Source organism: Rhodoferax sp. SPJ4, from assembly GCF_058216275.1.
Genome location: NZ_JBYZMN010000001.1, coordinates 1,445,749 through 1,469,657, shown reverse-complemented (window position 1 = coordinate 1,469,657; position 23,909 = coordinate 1,445,749). Strand labels below are relative to the sequence as shown.

The window sequence follows — 23,909 nt, the reverse complement described above, 5'->3', positions numbered from 1 at the left end:
TTGTTGTCGACTCCATGATCAAGTTTTTTCTCGCCAGTGCAGCGATGGTGCTGGCCGCTGGCTGTGCCTCCAGTGTCAACCTGAACGACGTGCCGGTGGAAGACCGACAAGGTGCACCGGTCGCCGCCCCCGCCGACGGTGGGGCTGCCGCCGGCCAAGTGGCCGCGCGCTCGGGTGTCGAAGGTGTGGGGCTGGAGTCGCCCGCCGAGCGCGCCACCAAGGCCCTGGCCAACACCTCGCCGGTGATTTATTTCGACTATGACAGTGCCGCGCTGAAGCCCGAGTTTTTGCCGACGGTGGAAGCCTATGCGGGCCAGCTGAAGCAGGATGGTCGGCGTACGCTGCAGGTCGAAGGGCACACCGACGATGCCGGCGGCCGCGAGTACAACCTGGCGCTGGGCCAGCGCCGTGCCGATGTGGTGCGCCAGGCGCTGGTGCGGGCAGGTGCCCTGGAGAGCCAGGTGGAAACCGTGAGCTATGGCAAGGAAAAACCGGCCGCCTCTGGCAGCGACGACGCCAGCCGGGCGCAAAACCGCCGTGCGGTGATCATTTACTGAGCGATTGAAAACCATGAACCACTCTGTTCTCCGCCTGTCCCGCATTGCCGCCGTGGCCTTTGCCGGCTTTTGCGCCCTGCAGGCCCATGCCCAGTTTTTTGACGACCGCGATGCGCGCAAAGCCATCCTGGAGTTGCGCCAACGCCTGGATGCCGAGAAGGCCGCGTCCAATGCCAGCCAGCTGCGACTGACCGAAGAGGTCACCCGGGCGGTGGACACCAGCAACTCGCTGCGTGGCATCGTGCTGGATATGCAGAGCCAGGTGGAAGCGCTGCGCGGTGAAATCGCCCGCCTGCGGGCCCAGAACGACCAGGTGACACGCGACTTTGCCGAGTCCCAGAAGCGCCAGCAGTCCGGTCTGCAGGGCTACGAAGACCGTCTGCGCAAGCTCGAGCCGTTCAAGGTCAGCGTCGACGGCCGTGAGTTCCTGGCCGAAGCCCAGGAAAAGCGCGACTTCGAAGGCGGTCTGGCCCTGTTCCGCAAGGGTGACTTTGCCGGTGCGTCGGCAGCCTTTGGCGATTTCGTGCGCCGGTACCAGGGCAGCGGCTTCATTCCCTCGGCCCGCTTCTGGCTGGGCAATGCGCAGTACGCCACGCAGGACTACAAGAATGCGGTGGCCAACCTGAAGGCCATGGTGGCCGAGGCGCCCGACCATCCGCGTGCCGCCGATGCGGTGCTGGCCACCGCCAACAGCCAGCTGGAGTTGAATGACAACGCCGGTGCCCGCCAGTCGCTGCAGGAAGTGGTGCGCGCCTACCCGCAGTCGGATGCCGCCGCCCAGGCCCGTGACCGGCTGGCCAAGCTGAAGTAAACACCCGTTCAGTCCGTGCCGATGGATGTTGAGCGCCGTTTTGGCGGGCTCGCACGGCTGTACGGCGTGGCCGGTGCCCAGCGCATCCGTCAGGCCCATGTGGCGGTGGTGGGCCTCGGCGGTGTCGGGTCTTGGGTGGCCGAGGGCCTGGCCCGCAGCGGCGTGGGTCAGCTGACGCTGATCGACCTGGACCATGTGGCCGAGTCCAACATCAACCGGCAGGTCCAAGCCCTAGACGCGACGCTGGGCCAGGCCAAGGTGCTGGCCATGCAAGACCGCATTGCCCAGATCAACCCTGACTGCCAGGTGAACGCCATCGAGGCCTTTGTCGAGCCCGACAACTGGCCGGCCTTGTTGCAGGCACCGGTGGACGGGCTGGTCGATGCCTGCGACCAGATGGCCGCCAAGCTGGCCCTGGCGCAATGGGCCCGTGGCCAGCGCCTGCCCTTCATCACCGTGGGGGCTGCCGGCGGCAAGCGGCTGGCCCACCAGGTGGCCATCGACGACCTGGCCCACACCACCCACGACCCGCTGCTGGCCCAATTGCGCTACCGCCTGCGCAAGCACCATGGGGCGGCGCGCAAGGGACGCATCGGCGTGGCCTGCGTGTTCAGTCCCGAGGCGGTCAAGCAGGCCGACGCGTCTTGTGAAACCGGCAACGACGGCAGCCTCAACTGCCATGGCTATGGTTCGGTGGTCAGCGTCACCGCCAGTTTCGGCTTGTGTGCCGCCGGCTGGGTGCTGGATCAACTGAGTGCCGGCTAGAAGCGCTCGAATCACGTTATAATCGAAGGCTTGATTGGGCAGTACAGCAATGCATTGACCGTCACGTGGGACGTTAGCTCAGTTGGTAGAGCAGCGGACTTTTAATCCGTTTGTCACTGGTTCGACCCCAGTACGTCCTACCAAGATTTCCCTTTAAGGGGACTGAAAAGCCCGCTACAGAAAATGTAGCGGGCTTTTTCTTTGCGGAAGCGCCTGGGTGATGCTTTGCCAAGGCCGCCCATGGTGCGCACCGTGACCGCTGTGTGCGGGGTGGGCATGGCCCGAACCATTGACATGTGCACGCAGTAACATCCCAGCCCCGATCCCGCCATCTGTTTCCTGCCTTCGCCATGGTTGAAGGTGCAGCTGGCGGCGGCAAATCCCGACGCACCCATCTCATGTTGAAAAATATTCTCCTCACGCTCACCGCCACACTGTCACTGTCAACGGCTTGGGCTGCTGGGGACGCCTCTGTCACCGGTGCAGGTTCGACGGCCGCCGCGCCGATCTACCAAAGCTGGGCCCGTGAATACCAGAAAGTGAGCAAGGTCAGCCTGAGCTACGAGGCCATTGGCTCGTCTGCCGGGCTGAGAAAAATCAAGCTGGGCGAGGTCGGCTTCGGGGCTTCGGATGTCGCACCGCCAGAGGCCGAACTCGCCCGCGATGGCTTGACCTTGTTTCCCGTTGCCATCACCGGCATCGCGCCCGTCGTCAACCTTCCCAAGATCACCGATGGCCAGATCAAGCTCACCGGTGACCTCCTGGCGAAGATTTTCATGGGGGAAGTCAGCCAGTGGAACGCAGCCGAGATTGCCCAGCTCAATCCCGGCTTGGCCTTGCCCCGGCTTGCGATCCGGGTGGTGGTGCGGGGCGACGGCTCCGGCACCACCCACAACTGGGCCGACTACCTGGCCAAGGTGAATCCGGACTGGTCAAGAAAAATGGGGGTGAAGGCCAGCCTGGCATGGCCGGATGAATTCATTCTGGCCAAAGGCAGTGACGGGGTGGTGAAAGCCGTCAAGGGCACGGAGGGGGCCATTGGTTATGTGGATTTCGGCTATGTCTCTGTGAACAAGCTCACCACGGTGCAAGTCAAAAACCTGGATGGTCGGTTCGTGTCGCCCTCCAACATCGGGTTTCAGGCGGCCTTGGCCAACAGCGACTGGGTGAGCAAGGCCTTGTTCACCAGCCCTTTGACAAACCGTCCCGGCAGCGTGACCTGGCCCATCACCATGGGAACCTTTGCCGTGCTGCCTCGCACAGCAGACAAACCGGAGATGACACTGCAGGCGTTGAAATTCCTGGTGTGGGCATTTCTCAATGGCGATGCCCTGGTTCAGGAAAACAACTTCGTTCGCGTTCCTGACCAGGTCCAGGCCAAGGCGTTCAAGGTCCTGCTCTCCATCAAGGACAAAGCCGGCAATCGGATCGGCGTCCATTTGCTCAATGCCAGCGGGAAGGCTGGCTCCTGAGGACGTGGAGGCCGAACCAGGGCTGGTGGCTGTGAGGCTGGAATTGCGCCAGATGGATTGACCGGCGAGAAATCCCCTGCAGAAGCCGGCTTTTTCCAGCGATTTGCCATGGGTGTGCTCCCACAGAATGAAGGCCATGAACAGAAAAAATGGCCCGTTCGAGCCGACGCCTTCGATGTCCAGTGTGTTTGCCGCCGAGCCTCCCACTGGCATGGAGGTGACTGAGGGCAGCGGCAGCGACGAGGAATGGGCTTTGTGGAATGCCGTGGTCAGTGGCCTGACATCGGAGGCCAAGACCGCCGATCCGCCGGCCAGTGGCCGTGCACCCCCCAAGGCGCGCGATTGATGGGGGTTCGGCGCCCCCGTGCTGCCGCAATCCCTGAAGGCCGTGGCGCCGGCATTCAGCCGAGCGCGCTTTCCATGAATGTCAGCGCGGCGCGCCCTTGCTGAGCAGCAGGCTCACGATCTCCGGCCGGTTGGCCTTTTCAGCCAGCGTCAGTGCGGTTTCGTTTTTCCGGGTTCTCGCCGTCAGGTCGGCACCCCGCTCGATCAGCATCTCGGCGATGCCGATGGTGCCGCCCGACAAGGCCAGCAGCAAAGGGGTGTAGCCCAGCGCGTCACGCACGTTGATGTGGGCGCCGCGTTTGATCAATCCTTCGGCGACTACCTCGTAGCCGACGGTCGGTTTGCCGCAGCAAACCATCAGCGGCAACAGGCCCAGCCGGTCTTTTTCGTTGACGTCGGCACCCCCGTTCAGCAGGATTTTGGCAACGATGGTGTAGCCCTTTTTCAGGGCGTAAAGCAAGGGCGGCGTGCCGTTGTCATCGGTGGTGTGGATGTTGAAGTTGGACCGGACGAACAAGTCCACCGCAGCACGGTCACCCGCCTCGACCGCGCCGAGAAAACCGGTGCGGGTGAAGGGGATGCCGCGGTCCTGCAATTCCTGCGCCGCCGCCGCTGCACTTTCGGCCGCGCGCAGCGTTTCCCTTTGCCGGAATTCCCGCATGGCGTTGATTTCCCCGATCGCCTCCGGCGCGAAGCCGCGTCGGCCGCCCCGTTTGTCGATCAGCAGATCGCCCAGGTAGTCGTCGATGGCCGGTGTGTCCCACAGCGCGTCAACCTTCTGCAGGATGTGCGGGTGGTGTTGCTCGATGTAGCTGGGGTAGTCCGCACCCATGTCTTCCAGCAAAGGGTGCTGGGTGGGACAACTGATGGAATCGGAGAAGGCCATGTGACCCATTGTGCGAAGCCTGGGTCCCGTCATTCCGCTGAAAAAGCGGGTGGGGGCCGGTCATTTCTGAGCCAGCAGCACGGCACAGGGGTCGGGTCAGGCCTCGGGCGCCGGCAGCAGCCCGGCCAGCACCTGCGACACCCGCACACAGTCCTGCACATGCTGTTCGCCCAGGTGGCGCACCGCGGCGTAGCCGATCAGGGCCGACAGCGCCTGGCCGGCCAGCGGTACGTATTTCACTGCCTGCTGGGTGGTCAGCCGCAGGCCCAGGGTTTTGGCCACCCGCAGCACCAGGCCCTGGGTGACGACCTTGCCGATGAACATCGAGCCCACCCCGACCACCGCTTTTTGCACCCGCAGGCGTTTTTCGGGGTCGAGCCGCTCGATCTGTTCCGGCGTCAGGCCGAACTGGGCATTGATTTCGGGGATGAGTTTGGACAGCAGCGCGGCGTCCACCAGCCAGTCCAGCCCGGGCACCGGGGCGGCGCCGGCGGCGGCGGCCACCAGCGCGCGTTTGTGCAGCAGCTGGCGGCTGCGCTGCACCGCGGCGCTGAGCACCGGGTCGCCAGCGGCCAGTTGCACCGACTTGGGTTTTTTCAGCAAGGAGGCCATGGCCCCACTGTAGCCATTCCGGCGGGGGCCGTCAGGCCGCCGGGGTTTCCAGCGCCTCGCCGAGCTCCAGCCAGCGGGCCTCCACCGTGCCCAGCTCGCTCTGGATGGCCTTGAGCCGGCGGCCCAGGTCGGCCATGTCGCTGGCGTTCAGCGGGTGGGTCAGCCGGTTTTCGATCTGGCCTTGCTCGGCCGTCAGCTCGGCCAGTCGGCGCTCGACCTTTTCCATTTCGCGCTTCAGCGGCTTGAGCTGTTCGTTGCGCTGCTGCTGGCCCTGGGCGCCCTGCTTGCGCTGCTCCTTGCCCGAGGACTTGGCTTCCTTCTTGGCCACCGACTTGGACGCGTTGAGGTCGTCGCGCAAGGCCTCGCGCTGGCGCTTGGCCTCGTCCAGCAGGTAGCGCTGGTAGTCGTCGAGGTCGCCGTCGAAGGGCGCGATGCCGCCGCGCGAAACCAGCCAGAACTCGTCGCAGACCGCACGCAGCAGCGCCCGGTCGTGGCTGACCAGCATCACCGTGCCCTCGAACTCGTTGAGCGCCACGCTCAGCGCTTCGCGGGTGGCCAGGTCCAGGTGGTTGGTGGGCTCGTCCAGCAGCAGCAGGTTGGGGCGCTGCCAGACGATCATGCACAGCACCAGCCGTGCCTTTTCGCCGCCGCTCATGCTGCCCACGGCCTGCTTGACCATGTCGCCGCTGAAATTGAAGATGCCCAGGAAGCTGCGCAAGTCCTGCTCGCGTGTGCCCTGGCCGTGGTTCAGCCCTGAGGCGGTGGCCTCCTTGGCCAACCGGATCATGTGCTCCAGCGGGGTGTCGGCCGGGCGCAGCACGTCCAGCTCCTGCTGGGCAAAGTAGCCGATGTTCAGGCCCCGGCCTTCGGTGATGTCACCGTCAATGGCCTTCAGCGCCCGGGCCACGGTTTTCACCACGGTGGACTTGCCCTGGCCGTTGGCGCCCAGGATGCCGATGCGCTGGCCAGCCAGTACCGAGCGGTTGACGTTTTGCACAATCACCGTGGGTGGCGTGCCCTCGGGCGCGTCTTCCGGCGCCGGGTAGCCGAAGCTGGCGTTCTGCATCGCCAGCATGGGGTTGGGCAGGTTCAGCGGTTCCTTGAACTCGAAGCTGAAGTCGGCATCGGCCAGCACCGGTGCGATTTTTTCCATGCGCTCCAGCGCCTTGACGCGGCTTTGCGCCTGCTTGGCCTTGCTGGCCTTTGCCTTGAAGCGGTCGATGAACTTCTGCAGGTGGGCCATCTTGTCCTGCTGGCGCGCGAACGCGCTCTGCTGCAGCGACAGCTGTTCGGCCCGCATGTCTTCGAACTTGCTGTAGTTGCCACCGTAGCGCACCAGCTTGGCGGCGTCGATGTGCAGCGTGACATCGGTCACCGCGTCCAGGAATTCGCGGTCATGGCTGATCACCACCATGGTGCCGGGGTAACGCTTGAGCCAGGCCTCCAGCCAGACCAGGGCGTCCAAGTCCAGGTGGTTGGTGGGCTCGTCGAGCAGCAGCAGTTCGCTGGGGCACATCAGAGCCCGCGCCAGTTGCAGCCGCATGCGCCAGCCGCCAGAGAAGCTGTTGACCGGCTGCTCCAGCTCGGTGGTCTTGAAACCCAGGCCCAGAATCAGCGCTTGCGCGCGGGCCGGTGCATCGTGCGCGCCGGCGTCGTGCAGCGCCATGTAGGCATGGGCCATGCGGTCGCCGTCGTCGCTGGCCTCGGCCGCAGCCACTTCCTGCTGGGCGGCCACCAGCGTGACGTCGCCTTCGATGACGAACTCGGTGGCCGACTGGCTGGTCTCGGGCATGTCCTGCGCCACCTGGGCCATGCGCCACTGCGGCGGAATGAAGACATCGCCGCCGTCTTCGTGCAGGCTGCCGTTGAGCAGCGCAAACAGGGTGGATTTGCCGGCCCCGTTGCGGCCGACCAGGCCGACTTTTTCGCCGGGGTTGATGGTGACGGAGGCGTTGTCGAGCAGCACCTTGGCGCTGCGGCGCAGCACCAGATTTTTGAGGGTGATCATGTCAGAGGGAAGGGTGGGCCGCGGCGGCGCGCAAGGCGTCCACCGTGACCAGCAGCACCTGGTCTTCGCCGGCGCTCGTGTCGAGCCAGCAGACTTCCAGTGTGGGAAAGGCGGTTTCAAAATGGGCGCGCTCGTTGCCGATTTCCAGCACCAGCACGCCGTCGTCGCTCAGGTGCTCGGGCGCATCGCGCAGCAGCCGGCGCACAAAGTCCATGCCGTCACTGCCACCGGCCAGGGCCAGCACCGGCTCGGCCTGGTACTCGGCGGGCAGGGCGGCCATGCTGGCGGCATTGACGTAGGGCGGGTTGCACAGAATCAGGTCGTACGGGCCTTCCTGGGCCGGCAGGCCGTCGGCCTGCAGCAAGCGCACCCGGTCGGCCAGCGCATGGCGGTCGACATTGATGCGGGCCACCGCCAGCGCATCGGGCGAGAGGTCGCTGCCGTCCACCGTCACATCGGGGTAGGCCATGGCGGCCAGCACGGCCAGGCTGCCGTTGCCGGTGCACAGGTCCAGCACCCGCTGGGTGGCCGGGCTCAGCCAGGGGTCGATGCTGCCGTCGGCCAGCAGCTCGGCAATGAAGCTGCGCGGCACGATGGCGCGTTCGTCCACGTAGAACGGAATGCCTTGCAGCCAGGCCTCGCGGGTCAGGTAGGCGGCGGGCTGGCGGCTGGTGATGCGGCGCTCGATCAGCGCCGCCACCTGGGCCTGGGCCTCGGCGCCCACCGGTGGGTTTTCGCTGCCCACATCGGTGTCCAGCGGCAGGCCCAGTTGCCACAGCACCAGCCAGGCGGCCTCGTCGCGGGCATTGGCCGTGCCATGGCCAAAGGCCACGCCACTGGCCTGCAGACGCGCCGCACTGGCGGCGATCAACTCTTTGAGCGTCATGTGGCCACCGCGCGGGCGTTGAGGTTTTCCAGCACCCGGCGGTAGATGTTCTTGAGCGGCTCGATGTCGGCCACCGCCACATGCTCGTCGACCTTGTGGATGGTGGCGTTGGGCGGGCCCAGCTCGATCACCTGCGGGCAGATCTGTGCAATGAAGCGGCCGTCGCTGGTGCCCCCGGTGGTGGACAGCTCGGTGGTCAGACCGGTCTCTGCCTCGATGGCGTTCTGCACCGCCTGCACCAGCGTGCCGGGCGGCGTGAGAAAGGGGCGGCCGCCCAGCGTCCATTCGATGTCGAACGCCAGGCCATGCGCCTGCAGCACCGCTTGCAGCCGCTGCTGCAGGCCCTCGGGCGTTGACTCGGTGCTGAAACGGAAATTGAAATCGATCACCACGGTGCCGGGAATGACATTGGTCGCACCCGTGCCGCCATGGATGTTGCTGACCTGCCAGCTGGTGGCCGGGAAAAAAGCGTTGCCCTGGTCCCAGACCATGCCGGCCAGTTCGGTCAGCGCCGGTGCGGCCAGGTGGATGGGGTTTTGGGCCAGGTGGGGGTAGGCGATGTGGCCTTGCACGCCTTTGACGGTGAGCTTGCCGCTGAGCGAGCCGCGGCGGCCGTTCTTGATCATGTCACCGGTGCGTTCCACCGAGGTGGGTTCGCCAACGATGCAGTAGTCCAGCTTTTCGCCCCGGGCGCTCAGCCATTCGCAGACCTTGACCGTGCCGTCGTTGGCCGGGCCTTCCTCGTCGCTGGTCAGCAAAAAGGCCAGGCCCAACGCCGGCTGCGGGTGGGCGGCGAGGAACTCCTCCACCGCCACCACCATGGCCGCCAGCGAGGTCTTCATGTCGCTGGTGCCACGGCCGTAGAGCTTGCCGTCGCGGTGGGTGGGCACAAAGGGGTCGCTGGACCAGGCCGGCAACGGGCCGGTGGGCACGACGTCTGTGTGGCCGGCAAACACCAACAGCTCCGACGCCTTCCAGGCGCTGCCGGCCGGTGCGGGCAAGGGCTTGCGCACCGCCCACAGGTTGGCCACCCGAAAGTCATCGGGGCCGCTGGGCAGGGCGTGGCAGGCAAAGCCCAGGGCTTGCAGGCGTTCGGCAATCAGGTCCTGGCAGCCGGCGTCGTGGGGGGTGACCGAGGCGCGGGAGACCAGCGCTTCGGCCAGGTGCAGGGTGCGCGACATCAGTACTTGACGTCCAGGCTGATGTCGGTGAAGGTGGGCAGGTCGTCCGTGTCCTTGGGCAGCTCGGCCTTGACCGGTTTTTTCTGGGCATTCTCCAGCCGCCACATCAGGTTGGTGGGCGAGTCGGCAAAAGACAGGCCTTCTTCCCGCGTGACCCGGCCTTCGGTGATCAGCCGGGCGATGTCTTCCTCGAAGGTCTGCGAGCCATCGGCCAGCGATTTTTCCATCGCCTCCTTGACGCCCGACAGGTCGCCTTTTTCGATCAGCTCGGCAATCAGCTTGGTGTTGAGCATGATTTCCGCCGCCGGTGCCAGCCCCTGGTCCACGGTGCGCAGCAGGCGCTGCGACACCACCGCCTGCAGCGCGGAAGCCAAGTCGTTCAGCAGCGTGGGGCGCACCTCGACCGGGTAGAAGCTCAGCACCCGGTTCAGGGCCTGGTAGCTGTTGTTGGCATGCATGGTGGCCAGGCACAAATGGCCGGACTGGGCGTAGGCCACGGCGGCCGACATGGTCTCGCGGTCGCGGATTTCGCCGATCATGATCACGTCGGGCGCCTGGCGCAGCGCGTTCTTCAGGCCGATCTGCAGCGAGGCGGTGTCGTTGCCCACCTCGCGCTGGTTGACCACCGATTTCTTGTTTTTGAACAGGTACTCGATCGGGTCTTCGATGGTCAGGATGTGGCCGGCCATGCGCTCGTTGCGGTGGTCCAGCATGGACGCCAGCGTGGTGCTTTTGCCCGCGCCGGTGGAGCCCACCATCAGGATCAGGCCACGCTTGCGGGTGATCAGGTTGGCCAGCATCGGCGGCAGGTTCAGGGTTTCGAGCTTGGGAATGTCGAAGTTGATGCAGCGCACCACCGCCGCATAGGTACCGCGCTGGCGCAGACCGCTGAAGCGGAAGCGGCCCACACCCGCCAGGGAATGGGCCATGTTCAGCTCACCGGTTTCCTGCAGCTCTTCGATGTACTTGGCGGGCAGAATTTCCGCCAACAGGGCCAGCGGTGCCTCGGGCGGCAACACCTGCGAGTTGATCGGGATGCTTTGCCCCTTGATCTTCATCATCGCTGGCGTGTTGGCCGTCAGGTACAGGTCCGAGGCGTGACGCTCGGCCATCAACCGCAGAATGCGTTCCATCGTGCTCATAGGGGCCTCTTTCGCCAAAAGGATGGACTTGCCGCCGCGCCGGGCCGCCCCAAGCAAGGCAGCGCCCCCTTGGGGGGCAGCGCCGTACGCGAAGCGACAAGCGTGGGGGCCATGTTCAATCGCGCAGCAGGTCGTTCAGGCTGGTCTTGGCGCGGGTTTGCGCGTCGACGCGCTTGACGATCACCGCGCAGTACAGGCTGTACTTGCCGTCGGCACTCGGCAGGTTGCCCGACACCACCACCGAGCCGGACGGGATGCGGCCATAGGTCACGGTGCCGGTGGCGCGGTCATAAATCTTGGTGCTTTGGCCGATGTACACGCCCATGGAGATCACCGAGTTCTCCTCGACGATCACGCCTTCCACCACTTCCGAGCGGGCGCCAATGAAGCAGTTGTCCTCGATGATGGTGGGGTTGGCCTGCAGCGGCTCCAGCACGCCGCCCAGGCCCACGCCGCCGGACAGGTGCACGTTCTTGCCCACCTGGCAGCAGCTGCCCACCGTGGCCCAGGTGTCGACCATGGTGCCTTCGCCCACGTAGGCGCCGATGTTCACGTAGCTGGGCATCAGGATCGCGCCCTTGGCGATGAAGCTGCCGCGCCGGGCCACCGCCGGTGGCACCACACGCACGCCGGCTTCCTGCAGCTGGGCCGCGTCCATGTGGGCGAACTTGGTCTGCACCTTGTCGTAAAAGCCCAGGTCGCCGGCCTTCACCACCTCGTTGTCCTTCAGGCGGAAGCTCAGCAGCACGGCCTTCTTGATCCACTGGTGGGTGGTCCACTGGCCCACCGCCTCACGGGTGGCCACGCGCAGCCGGCCGGCGTTGAGTTCGCCGATGACATGCTCGACCGCATCGGCCACTTCCTTGGGCGCGCTCTTGGGGCTGAGGTTGGCGCGGTCGTCCCACGCGGCGTCGATGATCTGTTGGAGTTGTTGGGTCATGGCTCAGGGTCTCAGGTCAGGATGGAGATTGGGTGTAGGCAAGGATGCGGCGGGCGGCTTCCACACATTCGGCGGTGTCGGCCACCAGCGCCATGCGGATGCGGCCCCGGCCGGGGTTGTGGCCATGGGCGTCGCGCGCCAGGTAGCTGCCCGGAAGCACAATCACATTGTATTGAGCCAGCAGGCCACGGGCGAAGGCCTGGTCGTCGCCCCCGGGCACGCCGGCCCACAGGTAGAAGCCGGCGTCGGGCAGGGCCAGGTCCAGCACCGGCGCCAGGATGGGGGTGACCTGCTCGAACTTGGCCCGGTACAGCGCCCGGTTGTCGGCCACATGGGCCTCGTCGTACCAGGCCGCGGCGCTGGCAGCCTGCACCACCGGGCTCATGGCGCTGCCATGGTAGGTGCGGTAGAGCAAAAAGGCCTTCAGCAGCGCGGCGTCACCGGCCACAAAGCCGCTGCGCAGGCCGGGCACGTTGCTGCGCTTCGAAAGGCTGGTGAAGGCCACCAGGTTCTTGAAATCGCTGCGGCCCAGCTGGGCGGCCGCCTGCAATCCACCCAGCGGCGGCTCGTCGCGGAAATAGATCTCGCTGTAGCACTCGTCGGAGGCGATCACAAAGCCATGGCGGTCGCTCAAGGCAAACAGACGGGCCCATTCGTCCAGCGGCATCACCGCACCGGTGGGGTTGCCGGGCGAGCAGACAAACAGCACCTGGGTGCGGGCCCAGACCGCTTCGGGCACCGCGTCCCAATCCACCGCGAAGTTGCGCGCCGGGTCGGACGGCGCGTAAAACGGCTCGGCGCCGGCCAGCAGCGCTGCACCTTCGTAGATTTGGTAGAAGGGGTTTGGACACACCACCACCGGCCCCTGGCCCTGGGCGTCGCGCCGGGTGGGGTCGAGCACGGTCTGCACAAAGGCGAACAAGGCCTCGCGTGAGCCGTTCACCGGCAGCACCTGGGTGGCCGGGTTGACCGCCAGGCCGTAGCGCCGTTGCAGCCAGCGGCAACAGGCCTCGCGCAGCCGGGGCTCGCCCAGCGTGGCCGGGTAGCTGGCCAGACCGGCCAGCGCGCCGCTCAGCGCGGTTTTGATGAACTCGGGCGTGGGGTGGCGGGGCTCGCCGATGCCCAGGCTGATGGCCGGGTAAGCCGGGTTGGGGGTGATGTCGGCAAACAGGGCCCGCAGCCGCTCGAAAGGGTAGGGCTGCAGGCGGGAAAGCAGGGGATTCATCGCCGGGATTATCGGTGCTCGCTGTCCGGGTGGCCCTGCGCGGGCCGGGGGCGGGGCCCACGGCGGGCGGCGGCGGGGCCTGCTCAGGTAACATTTGCGCTGATCCCAAGGGTTTCCCCTGGATCTGTGGCGTCGCCCCTGGCCGATTCGTCCCCCTCCCAACACAGGTTCGCCGTGCGTCTTTCGTCGATCAAGCTTTCCGGCTTCAAGTCCTTTGTGGAGCCCACCAACTTCCTGCTGCCCGGCCAACTGGTCGGTGTGGTGGGGCCGAACGGCTGCGGCAAGTCCAACATCATGGACGCGGTGCGCTGGGTGCTGGGCGAAAGCAAGGCCAGCGAGCTGCGCGGCGAGTCCATGCAGGACGTGATCTTCAACGGCAGCAATTTGCGCAAGCCGGCCAGCCGGGCCAGCGTGGAGCTGGTGTTCGACAACGCCGACCACCGCGCCGGCGGGCAATGGGCGCAGTTCCCCGAGATCGCCGTCAAACGGGTGCTGACCCGCGACGGCACCTCCAGCTACTACATCAACAACCAGCCGGTGCGTCGGCGCGACGTGCAGGACGTGTTCCTGGGCACCGGCCTGGGGCCGCGGGCCTACGCCATCATCGGCCAGGGCACGATCAGCCGCATCATCGAGTCCAAACCCGAAGAACTGCGGCTGTTCCTCGAAGAGGCCGCCGGTGTCTCCAAATACAAGGAGCGCCGCCGCGAAACCGAACACCGTCTGTCCGACACCCGCGAGAACCTGACCCGGGTCGAAGACATCCTGCGCGAGCTCAACGCCAACCTGGAGCGGCTGGAAAAGCAGGCCGAGGTGGCCCAGGCCTACAACACGCTGCAGGCCAGCGTGACGCTGAAGCAGCAGCAGCTGTGGTTTCTGAAGCGGCGCGAGGCCGAGAGCGAGCAGGCCCGCATCAAGACCGAGGCCAACCAGGCCTTGAACGACCTGGAGTCGCGCATCGCCGACCTGCGGCACGTGGAAGCCGAGCTGGAAACCATACGCCAGGCCCATTACGCCGCCGGTGACCAGGTCAACCAGGCCCAGGGCGCGCTGTACGAGGCCAGCGCCGAGGTCGGCCGGCTGGAGTCGGAAATCCGCTTTGTGGTGGAGGGCCGGGCCCGGGTCGAGCAGCGGCTGGTCACGCTCAAAGAGCAGGCCGCGCAATGGGCCCAGCGCGGCGACGAGGCCAGCGCCGAGCTGAACACCCTGATGGAAGACGACGCCACCGCCGCCGACCGGGCCGAGTTGCTGGCCGCCCAGGTGGAAGAGCAGGCCCGCCAGCTGCCCGACCTGGAAGACGGGCTGCGCCAGGCCCAGGGCCGGGCCAACGCCCAGCGCAGCACGGTGGGCCAGGTGCAGCAGCAAATCCAGGTGCTGGCTGCCGAGCAGCGCAGCATCGAAGAGCAGTCACGGAATTTGAATGCCCGCCGCGAACGGCTGCAGGCCGATCGCAACGCGCTGGCCGCGCCCGACGAGGCCCGACTGGCCGGCCTGCAGGCCGAGCTGCAGCTGGCCCAGGAAGAATCGGCCGCCTCCGAGGGCCGCCTGCACGAGCTGCAGGACAGCGTGCCCCAGCTCGACGACGAGCGGCGCAGCCGGCAGCAGCATGTCAACACCGAGGCCCGCCAGCTGGCCGACCTGTCGGCCCGGTTGGAGGCGCTGAAGGCGCTGCAGGACAAGGTCAAGACCGACGGCAAGCTCAAACCCTGGTTGACCCGCCACGGCCTGGAGGGCATGGCCGGTTTCTGGAACCGCATTCACATCGAGTCCGGCTGGGAAAACGCCCTGGAGGCCGCGCTGCGCGAGCGCCTGGGCGCGCTGGAGGTCAGCCGGCTGGAGACGGTGCGGGCCTTTGGCAACGACGCGCCGCCGGCCAAGCTGGCCTTTTTCAGCCCGCCGCCCGCGGCCCTGCCCACGCCGGCGCGCGAGGGCCTGTCGCCGCTGCTGGGCCTGCTGCGCCTGAACGACGCCAGCCACCAGGCTTTGCTGACGGAGTGGCTGCACGGCTGTTTCACCGCCGCCAGCTTTGACGAGGCCCTGACCGCGCGCAGCCAGTTGCTGCCCGGCGAGGCCATCTACCTGGCCTCGGGCCACACCGTCACCGCCCACAGCGTCAGCCTGTACGCCCCAGACTCCGAGCAGGCCGGCCTGCTGGCCCGGGCCCAGGAGATCGAGAATCTCGACAAACAGCTGCGCGCCCAGTCCCTCATTGCCGAAGAATCCCGCGCCGCTCTGGTGCGCGCCGAGGCCGCCTACGCCGACGCCTCGCAGCGCCTGGTGGCGGTGCGCCGCGAGGCCAGCCTGGGACAAAGCCGGGCCCATGAATTGCAGGTGGAAACGCTGCGCCTGGAGCAGCTGGCCGAGCAGGCCCGTGCCCGCAGCGCCCAGCTGGGTGCCGACCTGGGCGAGATCGAGGCCCAGCTCGACGAGCTGCAGGAGCGTCGCGTCACCGCCGAGGCCCGTTTTGAAGAACTGGACATGCAGCTGGCCGACAGCCAGGAGCGTCATGCCCAGCTCGACGAGCTGGTGATGGGCGCCGAGCGCCAGTTGTCCGACTGCCGCGAGCAGCAGCGCCGGCTGGAGCGCGAGGCCCAGGAGGCCACCTTTGCCCAGCGCAGCCTGCAGGCCCGCCAGGCCGAGCTGAGCCGGGCCATGGACACCGCAGCCCAGCAAAGCCGCTCACTGGCCGATGAAACCACCCGGGCCCATGACGAGCTGGCCCGGCTGTCGGACGCCGCCGCCCAGGGCGGCCTGCAGTCGGCGCTGGCCTTGAAGCTGGAGCGCGAGGCGGCCCTGGGCGCCCAGCGCAGCGCCTACGACGACCTGACCGCCAAGCTGCGCGCCAGCGACGAGCGCCGGCTGTCGCTGGAGCGGGCGCTGGACCCGCTGCGCCAGCGCATCACCGATTTCCAGCTCAAGGAGCAGGCCGCCCGCCTGGGTCTGGAGCAGTACACCCAGCTGCTGGCCGACGCCGGCGCCGACCTGGAGGCCGTGGGCCAGTCGGTGGCCGAGGGCCAGGTGCGACTGGCCGGCCTGCAGGGCGAGATCGACCGGCTGAACCGCGAGATCGCCGCGTTGGGTGCGGTGAATCTGGCGGCGCTGGACGAGCTGGCCTCGGCCCGGGAACGCAAGCAGTTCCTCGACGCCCAGTCGGCCGACCTGGTGGAGGCCATGACCACGCTGGAAGACGCCATTCGGAAGATCGACGCCGAAACCCGCGAGCTGCTGTCGGGCACCTTCAACGCGGTCAACGAGCACTTTGGCCGCATGTTCCCCGAGCTGTTCGGCGGCGGCAATGCCAAGCTGATGATCACCGGCGACGAAATCCTCGACTCCGGCGTGCAGGTCATGGCCCAGCCGCCGGGCAAGAAAAACCAGACCATCCATTTGCTGTCGGGTGGCGAGAAGGCACTCACCGCCATCGCGCTGGTGTTCGCCATCTTCCAGCTGAACCCGGCCCCGTTCTGTTTGCTGGACGAGGTGGACGCGCCGCTGGACGACGCCAACACCGAGCGCTACGCCAAGCTGGTGCGCAGCATGAGCAAGGACACCCAGTTTTTGTTCATCAGCCACAACAAGATCGCGATGGAAATGGCCGAGCAACTGATTGGCGTGACCATGCAGGAGCAGGGTGTGTCCCGCATCGTCGCGGTGGACATGGAGTCCGCCGTCGGCCTGGCAGAAACGGCATGAGCATCAGATGAGCAATTTCACCGTTGGATTGGCGATCATTGGCGGCCTGGTGCTGGCCGGCGTGATCGCCCACAGCACCTGGACCTCGCGGCGCAACGCGCCCAAGCTGGCCCAGCCGGATTCGGTGCCCGGCGAAGACGCCGCCCCGCCACAGATCGAACCCACGCTGGACGGTGTGCCCCATCCGCCCCCCGCCTTGCTGGACGAGGCGCTGGATGCGGTGGCGCTGGACGGCCCGGCTTCGTCGCTGGCCCAGGCCGACAAACGCCCGGGGCTGGATGCGCTGATCGACGTCATCGTGCCGGTCACGCTGGAGGGCCCGGTGTCGGGCGACGCGGTGATTGCCGCGCTGCCGGCCACCCGGCGCGCCGGCAGCAAACCCTTTGCGGTGGAGGGCCAGCACGAGGCCTCGCGGCAATGGGAAGCCCCGCAGGCGGGCCGGCGCTACAGCGCCTTGCAGATCGGCCTGCAGCTGGCCAACCGCACCGGCGCGCTGAACGAGATCGAGTTTTCCGAATTCGTCGTCAAGGCCCAGGCCTTTGTCGACACCGTCAACGGCCTGCCCGAGTTTCCCGACATGCTGGACGCGGTGGCCCGGGGTCGCGAGCTGGACCAGTTTGCCAGCGGCCATGACGCCCAGCTGAGCTTCACGCTGCGGGCCCGCCACGCGGCCTGGAGCCCGGGTTATGTGCAGCAGCATGCCGCCCGGCTGGGTTTTGTGGCCGGCGCCATTCCCGGCCGCATGGTGCTGGTGTCGGGCGGGGCGTCGCCGTCGCCGCTGCTGGTGCTGAGCTTTGACACCCAGGCCGCCTTGTCCGACGACCCGGCCCAGTCGGCCATCCGCGAGGTCTCGCTGACGCTGGACGTGCCCCATGTGGACCGGGCGGAGGCGCCGTTCGAGCGCATGCGTGGCGCCGCCATGGCGCTGGCCGCGGCCATGGACGGCAGCATGGTGGACGACGACGGCCAGGCCATCCGGCCCGAGGCGCTGGACGGCATCGCCACCGACCTGGAACAGCTCTACGACGCGCTGGACGGCCGCGACCTGTCGGCCGGCTCGCCGGTGGCCCGGCGTTTGTTTTCCTGAGCATGGACAGCCCAAACACCACAGCGACCGACGCTGAGCGCGAGCGCGCGGCCGAATTGCGCGCGCTGCTGCACCACCATGCCCACCGGTATTACGTGCTGGACGACCCCGAGCTGCCCGACGCCGAGTACGACCGCTTGTTCCAGGAGTTGCAGTCGCTGGAGGCGGCCCACCCCGAACTGCTGACCGACGATTCGCCCACGCAGCGCGTGCTGGGGGCGGTGATGGACGGCCTCACACCGGTGCGGCACCGTGTGCCCATGCTCAGCATCCGGACGGAAACCGACACCACGCAAGCCGGGGCTGAAAACTTCGAGCTGCAAATTCGCAATTACCTGGCTTCAGAGCAGCGGCGCACGGAACTCAAACCGACGGAGCCGCGCTACCGCGCCGAGCCCCTGTGTGCCGAGGCGCTGGCGGTGTTGTCCGGCCAGCCGATTGAGTTCGTGGCGGAGCCCAAGTTCGACGGCCTGGCCATGAGCCTGCGCTATGAACAGGGCCTGCTGGTGCAGGCCGCCACGCGGGGCGATGGCGAGGTGGGTGAGGAGGTGACCCACAACATCCGCACCATCCGGCAGATCCCGCTGCGGTTGTCGAGTGATGGGCGGGCCCCGCCGGTGCTGGAGGTGCGGGGCGAGGTCTACATGCGCCGTGCCGATTTCGACCGGCTCAACGAGCGCCAGCGCGAGGCCGATGGCAAGACCTTTGTGAACCCGCGCAATGCGGCGGCCGGTGCGGTGCGCCAGCTCGACTCGGGCATCACGGCGCAGCGGCCGCTGTCGTTTTTTGCCTATGGCCTGGGCGAAGTCACGCCGGCCAGCGCGGGCGGGCCGGATTTCGCCACCCACCACGAGATGCTGCAGCGGCTCAAGGCCTGGGGTTTCCCGGTGGCCTCGCAGGTGCGCATCGCGCATGGGGCGGCCGAGCTGGTGGCGTTCCACCAGCAGATTGGCGCTGAGCGCGATGCCTTGCCCTACGACATCGACGGTGTGGTTTACAAGGTCAACAGCCTGGCCTTGCAGCGCGAGCTGGGCTTTGTGACCCGTGAGCCACGCTGGGCGGTGGCGCACAAGTACCCGGCGCAGGAGCAGCTCACCACGGTGGTGGCCATCGAGGTGCAGGTGGGCCGCACCGGCAAGCTCACGCCGGTGGCCAAGCTGGCGCCGGTGTTTGTGGGCGGTGTCACCGTCACCAACGCCACGCTGCACAACGAGGACGAGGCCCGCCGCAAGGACGTGCGGGTGGGCGACACCGTCATCGTGCGCCGGGCCGGCGACGTGATTCCCGAGGTGGTGGCGGTGCTGCCCGACAAGCGGCTGCAGGATGCGCAGCTGTTCACCATGCCGCGCCATTGCCCGGTCTGTGGTTCGGACGCGGTGCGCGAGGAGGACGAGGCCGATTACCGCTGCACCGGGGGCCTGTTCTGCGCGGCCCAGCGCAAGCAGGCCCTGCTGCACTTCGCCCAGCGCCGGGCGGTGGAGGTCGACGGCCTGGGCGACAAGCTGGTCGAGCAGATGGTGGACGCCGGCATCGTGCACACCCTGCCCGATTTGTACCGCCTGGGTTTTGCCGCGCTGGCGGCACTGGACCGCATGGCCGAGAAATCGGCGCAAAACCTGCTGGCTGCGCTGGAGGCGTCCAAACAAACCACCTTGCCGCGCTTTCTGTTCGGCCTGGGCATTCGCCATGTGGGCGAGGCCACGGCCAAGGCCCTGGCCCGCCATTTCGGCCGGCTGGACGCCATCATGGACGCCACGCCCGAGCAGCTGCTGGAAGTGGCCGACGTGGGGCCGGTGGTGGCGCAAAGCATCCGCACCTTCTTTGACCAGGCCCACAACCGCGAGGTGGTGGAGCAGCTGCGTGCCTGTGGGCTGAGCTGGCCCGAGGGCGAGCCCGAGGCCGGCGCCCCTTTGCCGCTGGCCGGCCAAACCTATGTCATCACCGGCACCCTGCCCACGCTGGGCCGCGAGGAGGCCAAGGCCATGCTGGAAGCGGCTGGTGCCAAGGTGGCCGGTTCGGTCAGCAAGAAGACCACCGCGGTGGTGGCGGGCGCCGAGGCCGGCAGCAAGCTGGACAAGGCGCGCGAACTGGGCCTGCCGGTGCTCGACGAAGCCGGCCTGCGGGCCTTGCTCGGCGCCTGAGTCCCCGGGCCGTTGGCCGTTACACAGGCTTACCCGGCGACACGCGCCAGAGGTCAGTCCCGCGGTTTGGTGGCGCGTTGAGAGTGCATGACCCAAGGAGACTTTCCCATGCGTGCACCCCGTTTTCTGGTGGCCACCGCCACCGTTGGCCTGATCACCCTGTTGTCCGGCTGTGTGGTGGTGCCGCTCGGCTCGCCCTATGGCCGTCACCATGGCGGCTACTACCAAGGTGGGGTGGTGGTGGAGCAGCCGGTGGTGGTGGCCCCTGCACCGCGTTACGGCGGCTACGGCTATCGCCGCGATGGCGGTGACCGCCGCGACTGGCGCTGAGCCCGCTTTCGCCAAGGCCGGCGCGATAATCGCGCATGGCTTTGCATGAGATTCTGAAAATGGGCGACCCGCGGCTGCTGCGGGTCGCCCAACCCGTCACCGCCTTCGACACCGACGGCCTGCACCGCCTGGTGGCCGACCTGCTGGACACCATGGCCGCCGCCAACGGGGCCGGGTTGGCCGCGCCGCAGATCGGCGTTGACCTGCAGGTGGTGGTGTTCGGCACCGACGCCCCCAACCCCCGCTACCCCGACGCCCCGGTGGTGCCCCGCACCGTGCTGGTCAACCCCGTCATCACCCCGCTGAGCGACGCCCAGGAAGACGGCTGGGAGGGCTGTTTGTCGGTGCCCGGGCTGCGCGGCCTGGTGCCACGCTTCAGCCGCATCCGCTACACCGGCTTTGACCTCTATGGGGACCCGATAGACCGCACGGTGGACGGCTTCCACGCCCGGGTGGTGCAGCACGAGTGCGACCACCTGATCGGCCGGCTTTACCCGACCCGCATGCGCGACCTCACCCAGCTTGGCTTCACCGAGGTGCTGTTCCCCGGACTGGACCCGGCGCAGGACGACTGAATTCCCGACGGGGGATGGCAAGACAAACACAAAGGGCCTGCAATGCAGGCCCTTTGTGCGGGAGAGAAGCCGAAGGCTTACTTGGCGGCAGGCTTGGTGTCGGCCTTGACATCCACCTTGGCATCGGCCTTCACCGCGGGCACGGCGGGCACAGCAGGCGTCGCGGCCTTGGCGGCGCCGACAGCGCCCTTGGCAGTGTCTGCTGCCGCAGCCTTGGCCGGCTCAGCCGACTTGGCGGCGGCCTTGGCGTCCACCTTGGCATCGGCCTTCATTTCGGCCTTGGCCGCAGCGGAGGCGGCCGGGCTGGCGGGGGTGGCCGGGGCGGCGGCATGGCCAGCGGCGAAGCTGTGGCCGGCCAGCAGCAGGGCGGAAGAAGCGAGCAGGGTGGCGAGGACTTTGTTCATCAGAGAGACTCCATTTTGTTCAAGTTCACGTCGAACTGACGTCTACCTTCAACGGGCGGGCCGGTGAAGCGATGACCGTTTTTTCGGGTCTTACAGAGGCTTACGACTTTCTAACCGGGTGACGGCGCCAAGGTCCACCGAAAGCCATTTGGCGCGTTATGCGTGGCCTGCCGGCCGGGGTCAGTTGGCCAGCGCTTCGAGCAGCTCGGTCTCGATGGCGATCTGCGCCTTGTTTTGCTGCAACTCGGGGCCATCGATCAGAAAGGTGTCTTCGACCCGTTCGCCCAGCGTCGCCACCTTGGCCAGCCGCAGGTTGATGTGGTGTTTGGCCAGCACCCGGGCCACGCAGTAAAGCAGGCCCACGCGGTCGCTGGCCGAGATGTTGAGCAGCCAGCTCTGGGCTTTTTCGTCGGGCCGCAGGTCGACCCGCGGCGCGATGGGGAAGCTCTTCACCCGGCGTGACACCCGGCCCCGGCTGGGCGGTGGCAGCGGGCCAGCCTGGGCGATGGTGTGCTCCAGCTCGCTTTCCACCATGCTGATCATCTCGCGGTGGTGTTCGGGCAAAAAGGAGGTCACCACCTGGAAGGTGTCGAGCGCGTAGCCGTTTTGCGCGGTGTGGATCTTGGCGTCCAGGATGCTGAAGCCGGCCTGGTCGAAGTAGCCACAGATGCGGGCAAACAGGTCGGGCGCGTCGGGCGTGTAGACCAGCACCTGCAGGCCTTCACCGACCGGCGAGCGGCGGCTGCGCACAATGGTTCTGGCCTCTGCCGCGGGCTGGCCCGCGGCCACCACATGGCGCGACAGGTGGCGGGCGTGCCAGGCGATGTCGGTGGCGTCGTGGCGCATGAAATAGCCCACGTCCAGCGTGTCCCACAGCCGTTTGTAGGCCTCGAAGGGCTCGGCGTACAGCGCCAGCTGCACCAGCGCCTCGCGTTTGCGGGCCTCCACATCGGCCTGCGGGTCGGCGTCGCGGCCGCCCAGCGTGCGCAGGGTGTAGCGGTACAGGTCTTCCAGCAGCTTGCCTTTCCAGGCGTTCCAGACCTTGGGGCTGGTGCCACGGATGTCGGCCACGGTCAGCAGGTAGAGCGCGGTGAGCCGGCGCTCGTCACCGACCCGTTTGGCAAAGGCGGCAATCACGTCGGGGTCGCTCAGGTCTTCCTTCTGCGCCACCCGGCTCATGGTCAGGTGCTCGCGCACCAGGAACTCGATCAGCCGGGTGTCTTCGCGCCCCTCGGCGCCGCTCAGGCCATGGGCGCGGCAGAACTTGCGCACCTCGTGGCCGCCCAGTTCGGAGTGGTCACCGCCGCGGCCCTTGGCGATGTCATGGAACAGCGCGGCCACGTACAGCACCCAGGGCTTGTCCCAGCCGGCGGCCAGCTGCGAGCAGAACGGGTACTCGTGGGCGTGTTCGGCGATGAAGAAGCGCCGCACATTGCGCAGCACCATCAGGATGTGCTGGTCCACCGTGTAGACGTGGAACAGGTCGTGCTGCATCTGGCCGACGATGCCGCGGAACACCCACAGGTAGCGGCCCAGCACCGAGGTCTGGTTCATCAGCCGCATCGCGTGGGTGATGCCCTTGGGCTCGCGCAGGATGGCCATGAAGGTGGCCCGGTTCACCGGGTCCTGGCGGAAGGCGCCGTTCATCACATGGCGGGCGTTGTACAGCGCCCGCAGCGTGCGGGCCGACAGGCCCTTGACGCCCACCGTTCGCTGGTAAACCAGAAAGGTCTCCAGGATGGCGTGCGGCTCGCGCTGGTACAGGTCGTCGCTGGCCACTTCCAGCATGCCGGCCTTGATGGCAAAACGGGCGTTGATGGGCTCGGGCTCGTGGGTGCTGTCGCCGCGGTCGCGGCCCAGCCGCTCCTCGATGTTGAGCAGCAGGATCTGGTTGAGCTGGGTCACCGCCTTGGCCGCCCAGTAGTAGCGCCGCATTAGCAGCTCGCTGGCCCGCACAAAACTGGGTTTGCCGCCGCCGTCAGGGGTCGGGCCGGTGGTGTGGCTGTAGCCAAACGACTCGGCCACCACCGTTTGCAGGTCGAACACCAGCCGGTCTTCGCGGCGCTGGGCCAGGATGTGCAGCCGGGCCCGGACCAGGCTCAGCAGCGCCTGGTTGCGCTTGATTTGCTTGGCCTCGAAGGCGGTGGTCAGTCCGTGGCGCACCAGCTCGTCCCAGGAGCCGCCGTAGCCGGCCGCCTTGGCCACCCACAGGATGACCTGCAGGTCGCGCAGGCCACCGGGGCTTTCCTTGCAGTTGGGCTCCAGCGCGTAGGGCGTGTTCTCGAACTTGTTGTGGCGCTGGCGCATCTCCAGCGTTTTGGCGACGAAAAAGGCCTGGGGGTCGATTTGGGCCTCGAAGCGCTGGCGGAAGCCTGCGTACAGCGTGCGGTCGCCGGTGACCAGGCGCGACTCCAGCAGCGAGGTCTGCACCGTGACGTCCTTGGCGGCCTCGTCCAGGCATTCGCTGACGGTGCGCACGCTGGAGCCGATTTCCAGCCCGGTGTCCCAGCAGCTGCCGATGAAGGCCTCCAGCCGTGCTTTCAGCGCGGCGTCGGTTTCCGGCGACTGGTTGTCGGGCATCAGCACCAGCACGTCGACGTCGGAGCAGGGGAAGAGTTCGCCACGACCGAAGCCGCCCACGGCCACCAGTGCGAAAGGGGTGCCGAAGCCGGCGGCCTCCCACAGCGCCACCAGGGTCTGGTCGGCCAGTTTGGCCAGTCGCAGCAGGGTGCTGGCCACGCCCCGGGTGGAGGCCCCGGTGGCCCGCAAGGCCTCGACCAGCTGCGCCTTGTCGTGGCGGAAGCTGTCGCGCAGGGCTTTCAGGTCGGCCATGGCCGTCGGTGCGCGGG

General features: G+C 67.4%; 20 protein-coding genes and 1 tRNA gene. 11 read left to right on the top strand and 10 right to left on the bottom strand.

Going from position 1 to position 23,909, the window contains the following annotated elements:
- Positions 1–14 precede the first annotated feature (14 nt).
- The 6 genes from AC4BAR_RS07130 to AC4BAR_RS07105 all read left to right on the top strand — a co-directional run bounded on the left by AC4BAR_RS07130 (position 15) and on the right by AC4BAR_RS07105 (position 3,951).
- Positions 15–557: an OmpA family protein gene (locus AC4BAR_RS07130; protein WP_490627109.1), complete on the top strand. Its 543-nt coding sequence runs from the start codon at positions 15–17 to the stop codon at positions 555–557.
- 13 nt (positions 558–570) lie between these two features.
- Positions 571–1,368, top strand: a complete 798-nt coding sequence (gene ybgF / locus AC4BAR_RS07125; RefSeq protein WP_490627108.1) for a tol-pal system protein YbgF — start codon at positions 571–573, stop codon at positions 1,366–1,368.
- Between the two features lie 21 nt (positions 1,369–1,389).
- Positions 1,390–2,133 (top strand): tRNA threonylcarbamoyladenosine dehydratase, encoded by a 744-nt coding sequence (locus tag AC4BAR_RS07120; RefSeq protein WP_490627107.1) that lies wholly within the window; start codon positions 1,390–1,392, stop codon positions 2,131–2,133.
- Between the two features lie 67 nt (positions 2,134–2,200).
- Positions 2,201–2,276: transfer RNA gene (locus tag AC4BAR_RS07115), tRNA-Lys, on the top strand.
- 207 nt (positions 2,277–2,483) lie between these two features.
- Positions 2,484–3,605: a phosphate ABC transporter substrate-binding protein PstS gene (gene pstS / locus AC4BAR_RS07110; protein ID WP_490627106.1), complete on the top strand. Its 1,122-nt coding sequence runs from the start codon at positions 2,484–2,486 to the stop codon at positions 3,603–3,605.
- Positions 3,606–3,741: 136 nt separating this feature from the next.
- The gene (locus AC4BAR_RS07105; protein ID WP_490627105.1) at positions 3,742–3,951 is read left to right on the top strand and encodes a hypothetical protein; all 210 of its coding nucleotides are present in this window, start codon (positions 3,742–3,744) and stop codon (positions 3,949–3,951) included.
- An 81-nt stretch (positions 3,952–4,032) separates the two neighbouring features.
- On the opposite strand, the gene AC4BAR_RS07100 is transcribed toward AC4BAR_RS07105, so the two are convergent.
- The 8 genes from AC4BAR_RS07100 to dapC all read right to left on the bottom strand — a co-directional run bounded on the left by AC4BAR_RS07100 (position 4,033) and on the right by dapC (position 12,830).
- Positions 4,033–4,836, bottom strand: a complete 804-nt coding sequence (locus tag AC4BAR_RS07100; protein WP_490627104.1) for an ankyrin repeat domain-containing protein — start codon at positions 4,834–4,836, stop codon at positions 4,033–4,035.
- A 96-nt stretch (positions 4,837–4,932) separates the two neighbouring features.
- Complete coding sequence (locus AC4BAR_RS07095; protein WP_490627103.1) at positions 4,933–5,448, bottom strand: hypothetical protein; 516 nt, start codon at positions 5,446–5,448, stop codon at positions 4,933–4,935.
- Positions 5,449–5,479: 31 nt separating this feature from the next.
- Positions 5,480–7,456, bottom strand: coding sequence for an ABC-F family ATP-binding cassette domain-containing protein (locus AC4BAR_RS07090; protein ID WP_490627102.1), 1,977 nt, complete (start codon positions 7,454–7,456; stop codon positions 5,480–5,482).
- Between the two features lies 1 nt (position 7,457).
- The gene (gene prmB / locus AC4BAR_RS07085; RefSeq protein ID WP_490627101.1) at positions 7,458–8,342 is read right to left on the bottom strand and encodes a 50S ribosomal protein L3 N(5)-glutamine methyltransferase; all 885 of its coding nucleotides are present in this window, start codon (positions 8,340–8,342) and stop codon (positions 7,458–7,460) included.
- A complete protein-coding gene (gene dapE, locus AC4BAR_RS07080; RefSeq protein WP_490627100.1) occupies positions 8,339–9,523 on the bottom strand; it encodes a succinyl-diaminopimelate desuccinylase in 1,185 nt (394 codons plus the stop codon). Before dapE ends, prmB begins: the two co-directional genes overlap by 4 nt.
- Entirely contained in the window at positions 9,523–10,665 is a 1,143-nt protein-coding gene (locus AC4BAR_RS07075) for a PilT/PilU family type 4a pilus ATPase (RefSeq protein WP_490627099.1), read from the bottom strand. The genes dapE and AC4BAR_RS07075 overlap by 1 nt, the downstream gene beginning before the upstream one ends.
- Before the next feature lie 115 nt (positions 10,666–10,780).
- Positions 10,781–11,605 carry a 2,3,4,5-tetrahydropyridine-2,6-dicarboxylate N-succinyltransferase gene (gene dapD / locus AC4BAR_RS07070; RefSeq protein ID WP_490627098.1) on the bottom strand — a complete coding sequence of 275 codons (825 nt, stop codon included), beginning with the start codon at positions 11,603–11,605 and terminating at the stop codon, positions 10,781–10,783.
- A 16-nt stretch (positions 11,606–11,621) separates the two neighbouring features.
- Entirely contained in the window at positions 11,622–12,830 is a 1,209-nt protein-coding gene (dapC, locus tag AC4BAR_RS07065; protein ID WP_490627097.1) for a succinyldiaminopimelate transaminase, read from the bottom strand.
- 174 nt (positions 12,831–13,004) lie between these two features.
- Between dapC and smc the strand changes: the two genes are divergently transcribed.
- From smc to def, 5 genes are all read left to right on the top strand, one after another.
- A complete protein-coding gene (gene smc / locus AC4BAR_RS07060; protein WP_490627096.1) occupies positions 13,005–16,523 on the top strand; it encodes a chromosome segregation protein SMC in 3,519 nt (1,172 codons plus the stop codon).
- 7 nt (positions 16,524–16,530) lie between these two features.
- The gene (locus AC4BAR_RS07055) at positions 16,531–17,610 is read left to right on the top strand and encodes a cell division protein ZipA C-terminal FtsZ-binding domain-containing protein (protein WP_490627095.1); all 1,080 of its coding nucleotides are present in this window, start codon (positions 16,531–16,533) and stop codon (positions 17,608–17,610) included.
- A 2-nt stretch (positions 17,611–17,612) separates the two neighbouring features.
- The gene (ligA, locus tag AC4BAR_RS07050; RefSeq protein ID WP_490627094.1) at positions 17,613–19,751 is read left to right on the top strand and encodes an NAD-dependent DNA ligase LigA; all 2,139 of its coding nucleotides are present in this window, start codon (positions 17,613–17,615) and stop codon (positions 19,749–19,751) included.
- 108 nt (positions 19,752–19,859) lie between these two features.
- Positions 19,860–20,081, top strand: coding sequence for a hypothetical protein (locus AC4BAR_RS07045; protein WP_490627093.1), 222 nt, complete (start codon positions 19,860–19,862; stop codon positions 20,079–20,081).
- Positions 20,082–20,116: 35 nt separating this feature from the next.
- Entirely contained in the window at positions 20,117–20,656 is a 540-nt protein-coding gene (gene def / locus AC4BAR_RS07040; protein WP_490627092.1) for a peptide deformylase, read from the top strand.
- 77 nt (positions 20,657–20,733) lie between these two features.
- On the opposite strand, the gene AC4BAR_RS07035 is transcribed toward def, so the two are convergent.
- Both AC4BAR_RS07035 and AC4BAR_RS07030 read right to left on the bottom strand, forming a co-directional pair.
- Positions 20,734–21,060 carry a hypothetical protein gene (locus AC4BAR_RS07035; protein WP_490627091.1) on the bottom strand — a complete coding sequence of 109 codons (327 nt, stop codon included), beginning with the start codon at positions 21,058–21,060 and terminating at the stop codon, positions 20,734–20,736.
- A gap of 180 nt (positions 21,061–21,240) precedes the next feature.
- On the bottom strand, positions 21,241–23,892 hold the full coding sequence (locus tag AC4BAR_RS07030; RefSeq protein WP_490627090.1) for a [protein-PII] uridylyltransferase: 2,652 nt from the start codon (positions 23,890–23,892) through the stop codon (positions 21,241–21,243).
- Positions 23,893–23,909 lie beyond the last annotated feature (17 nt).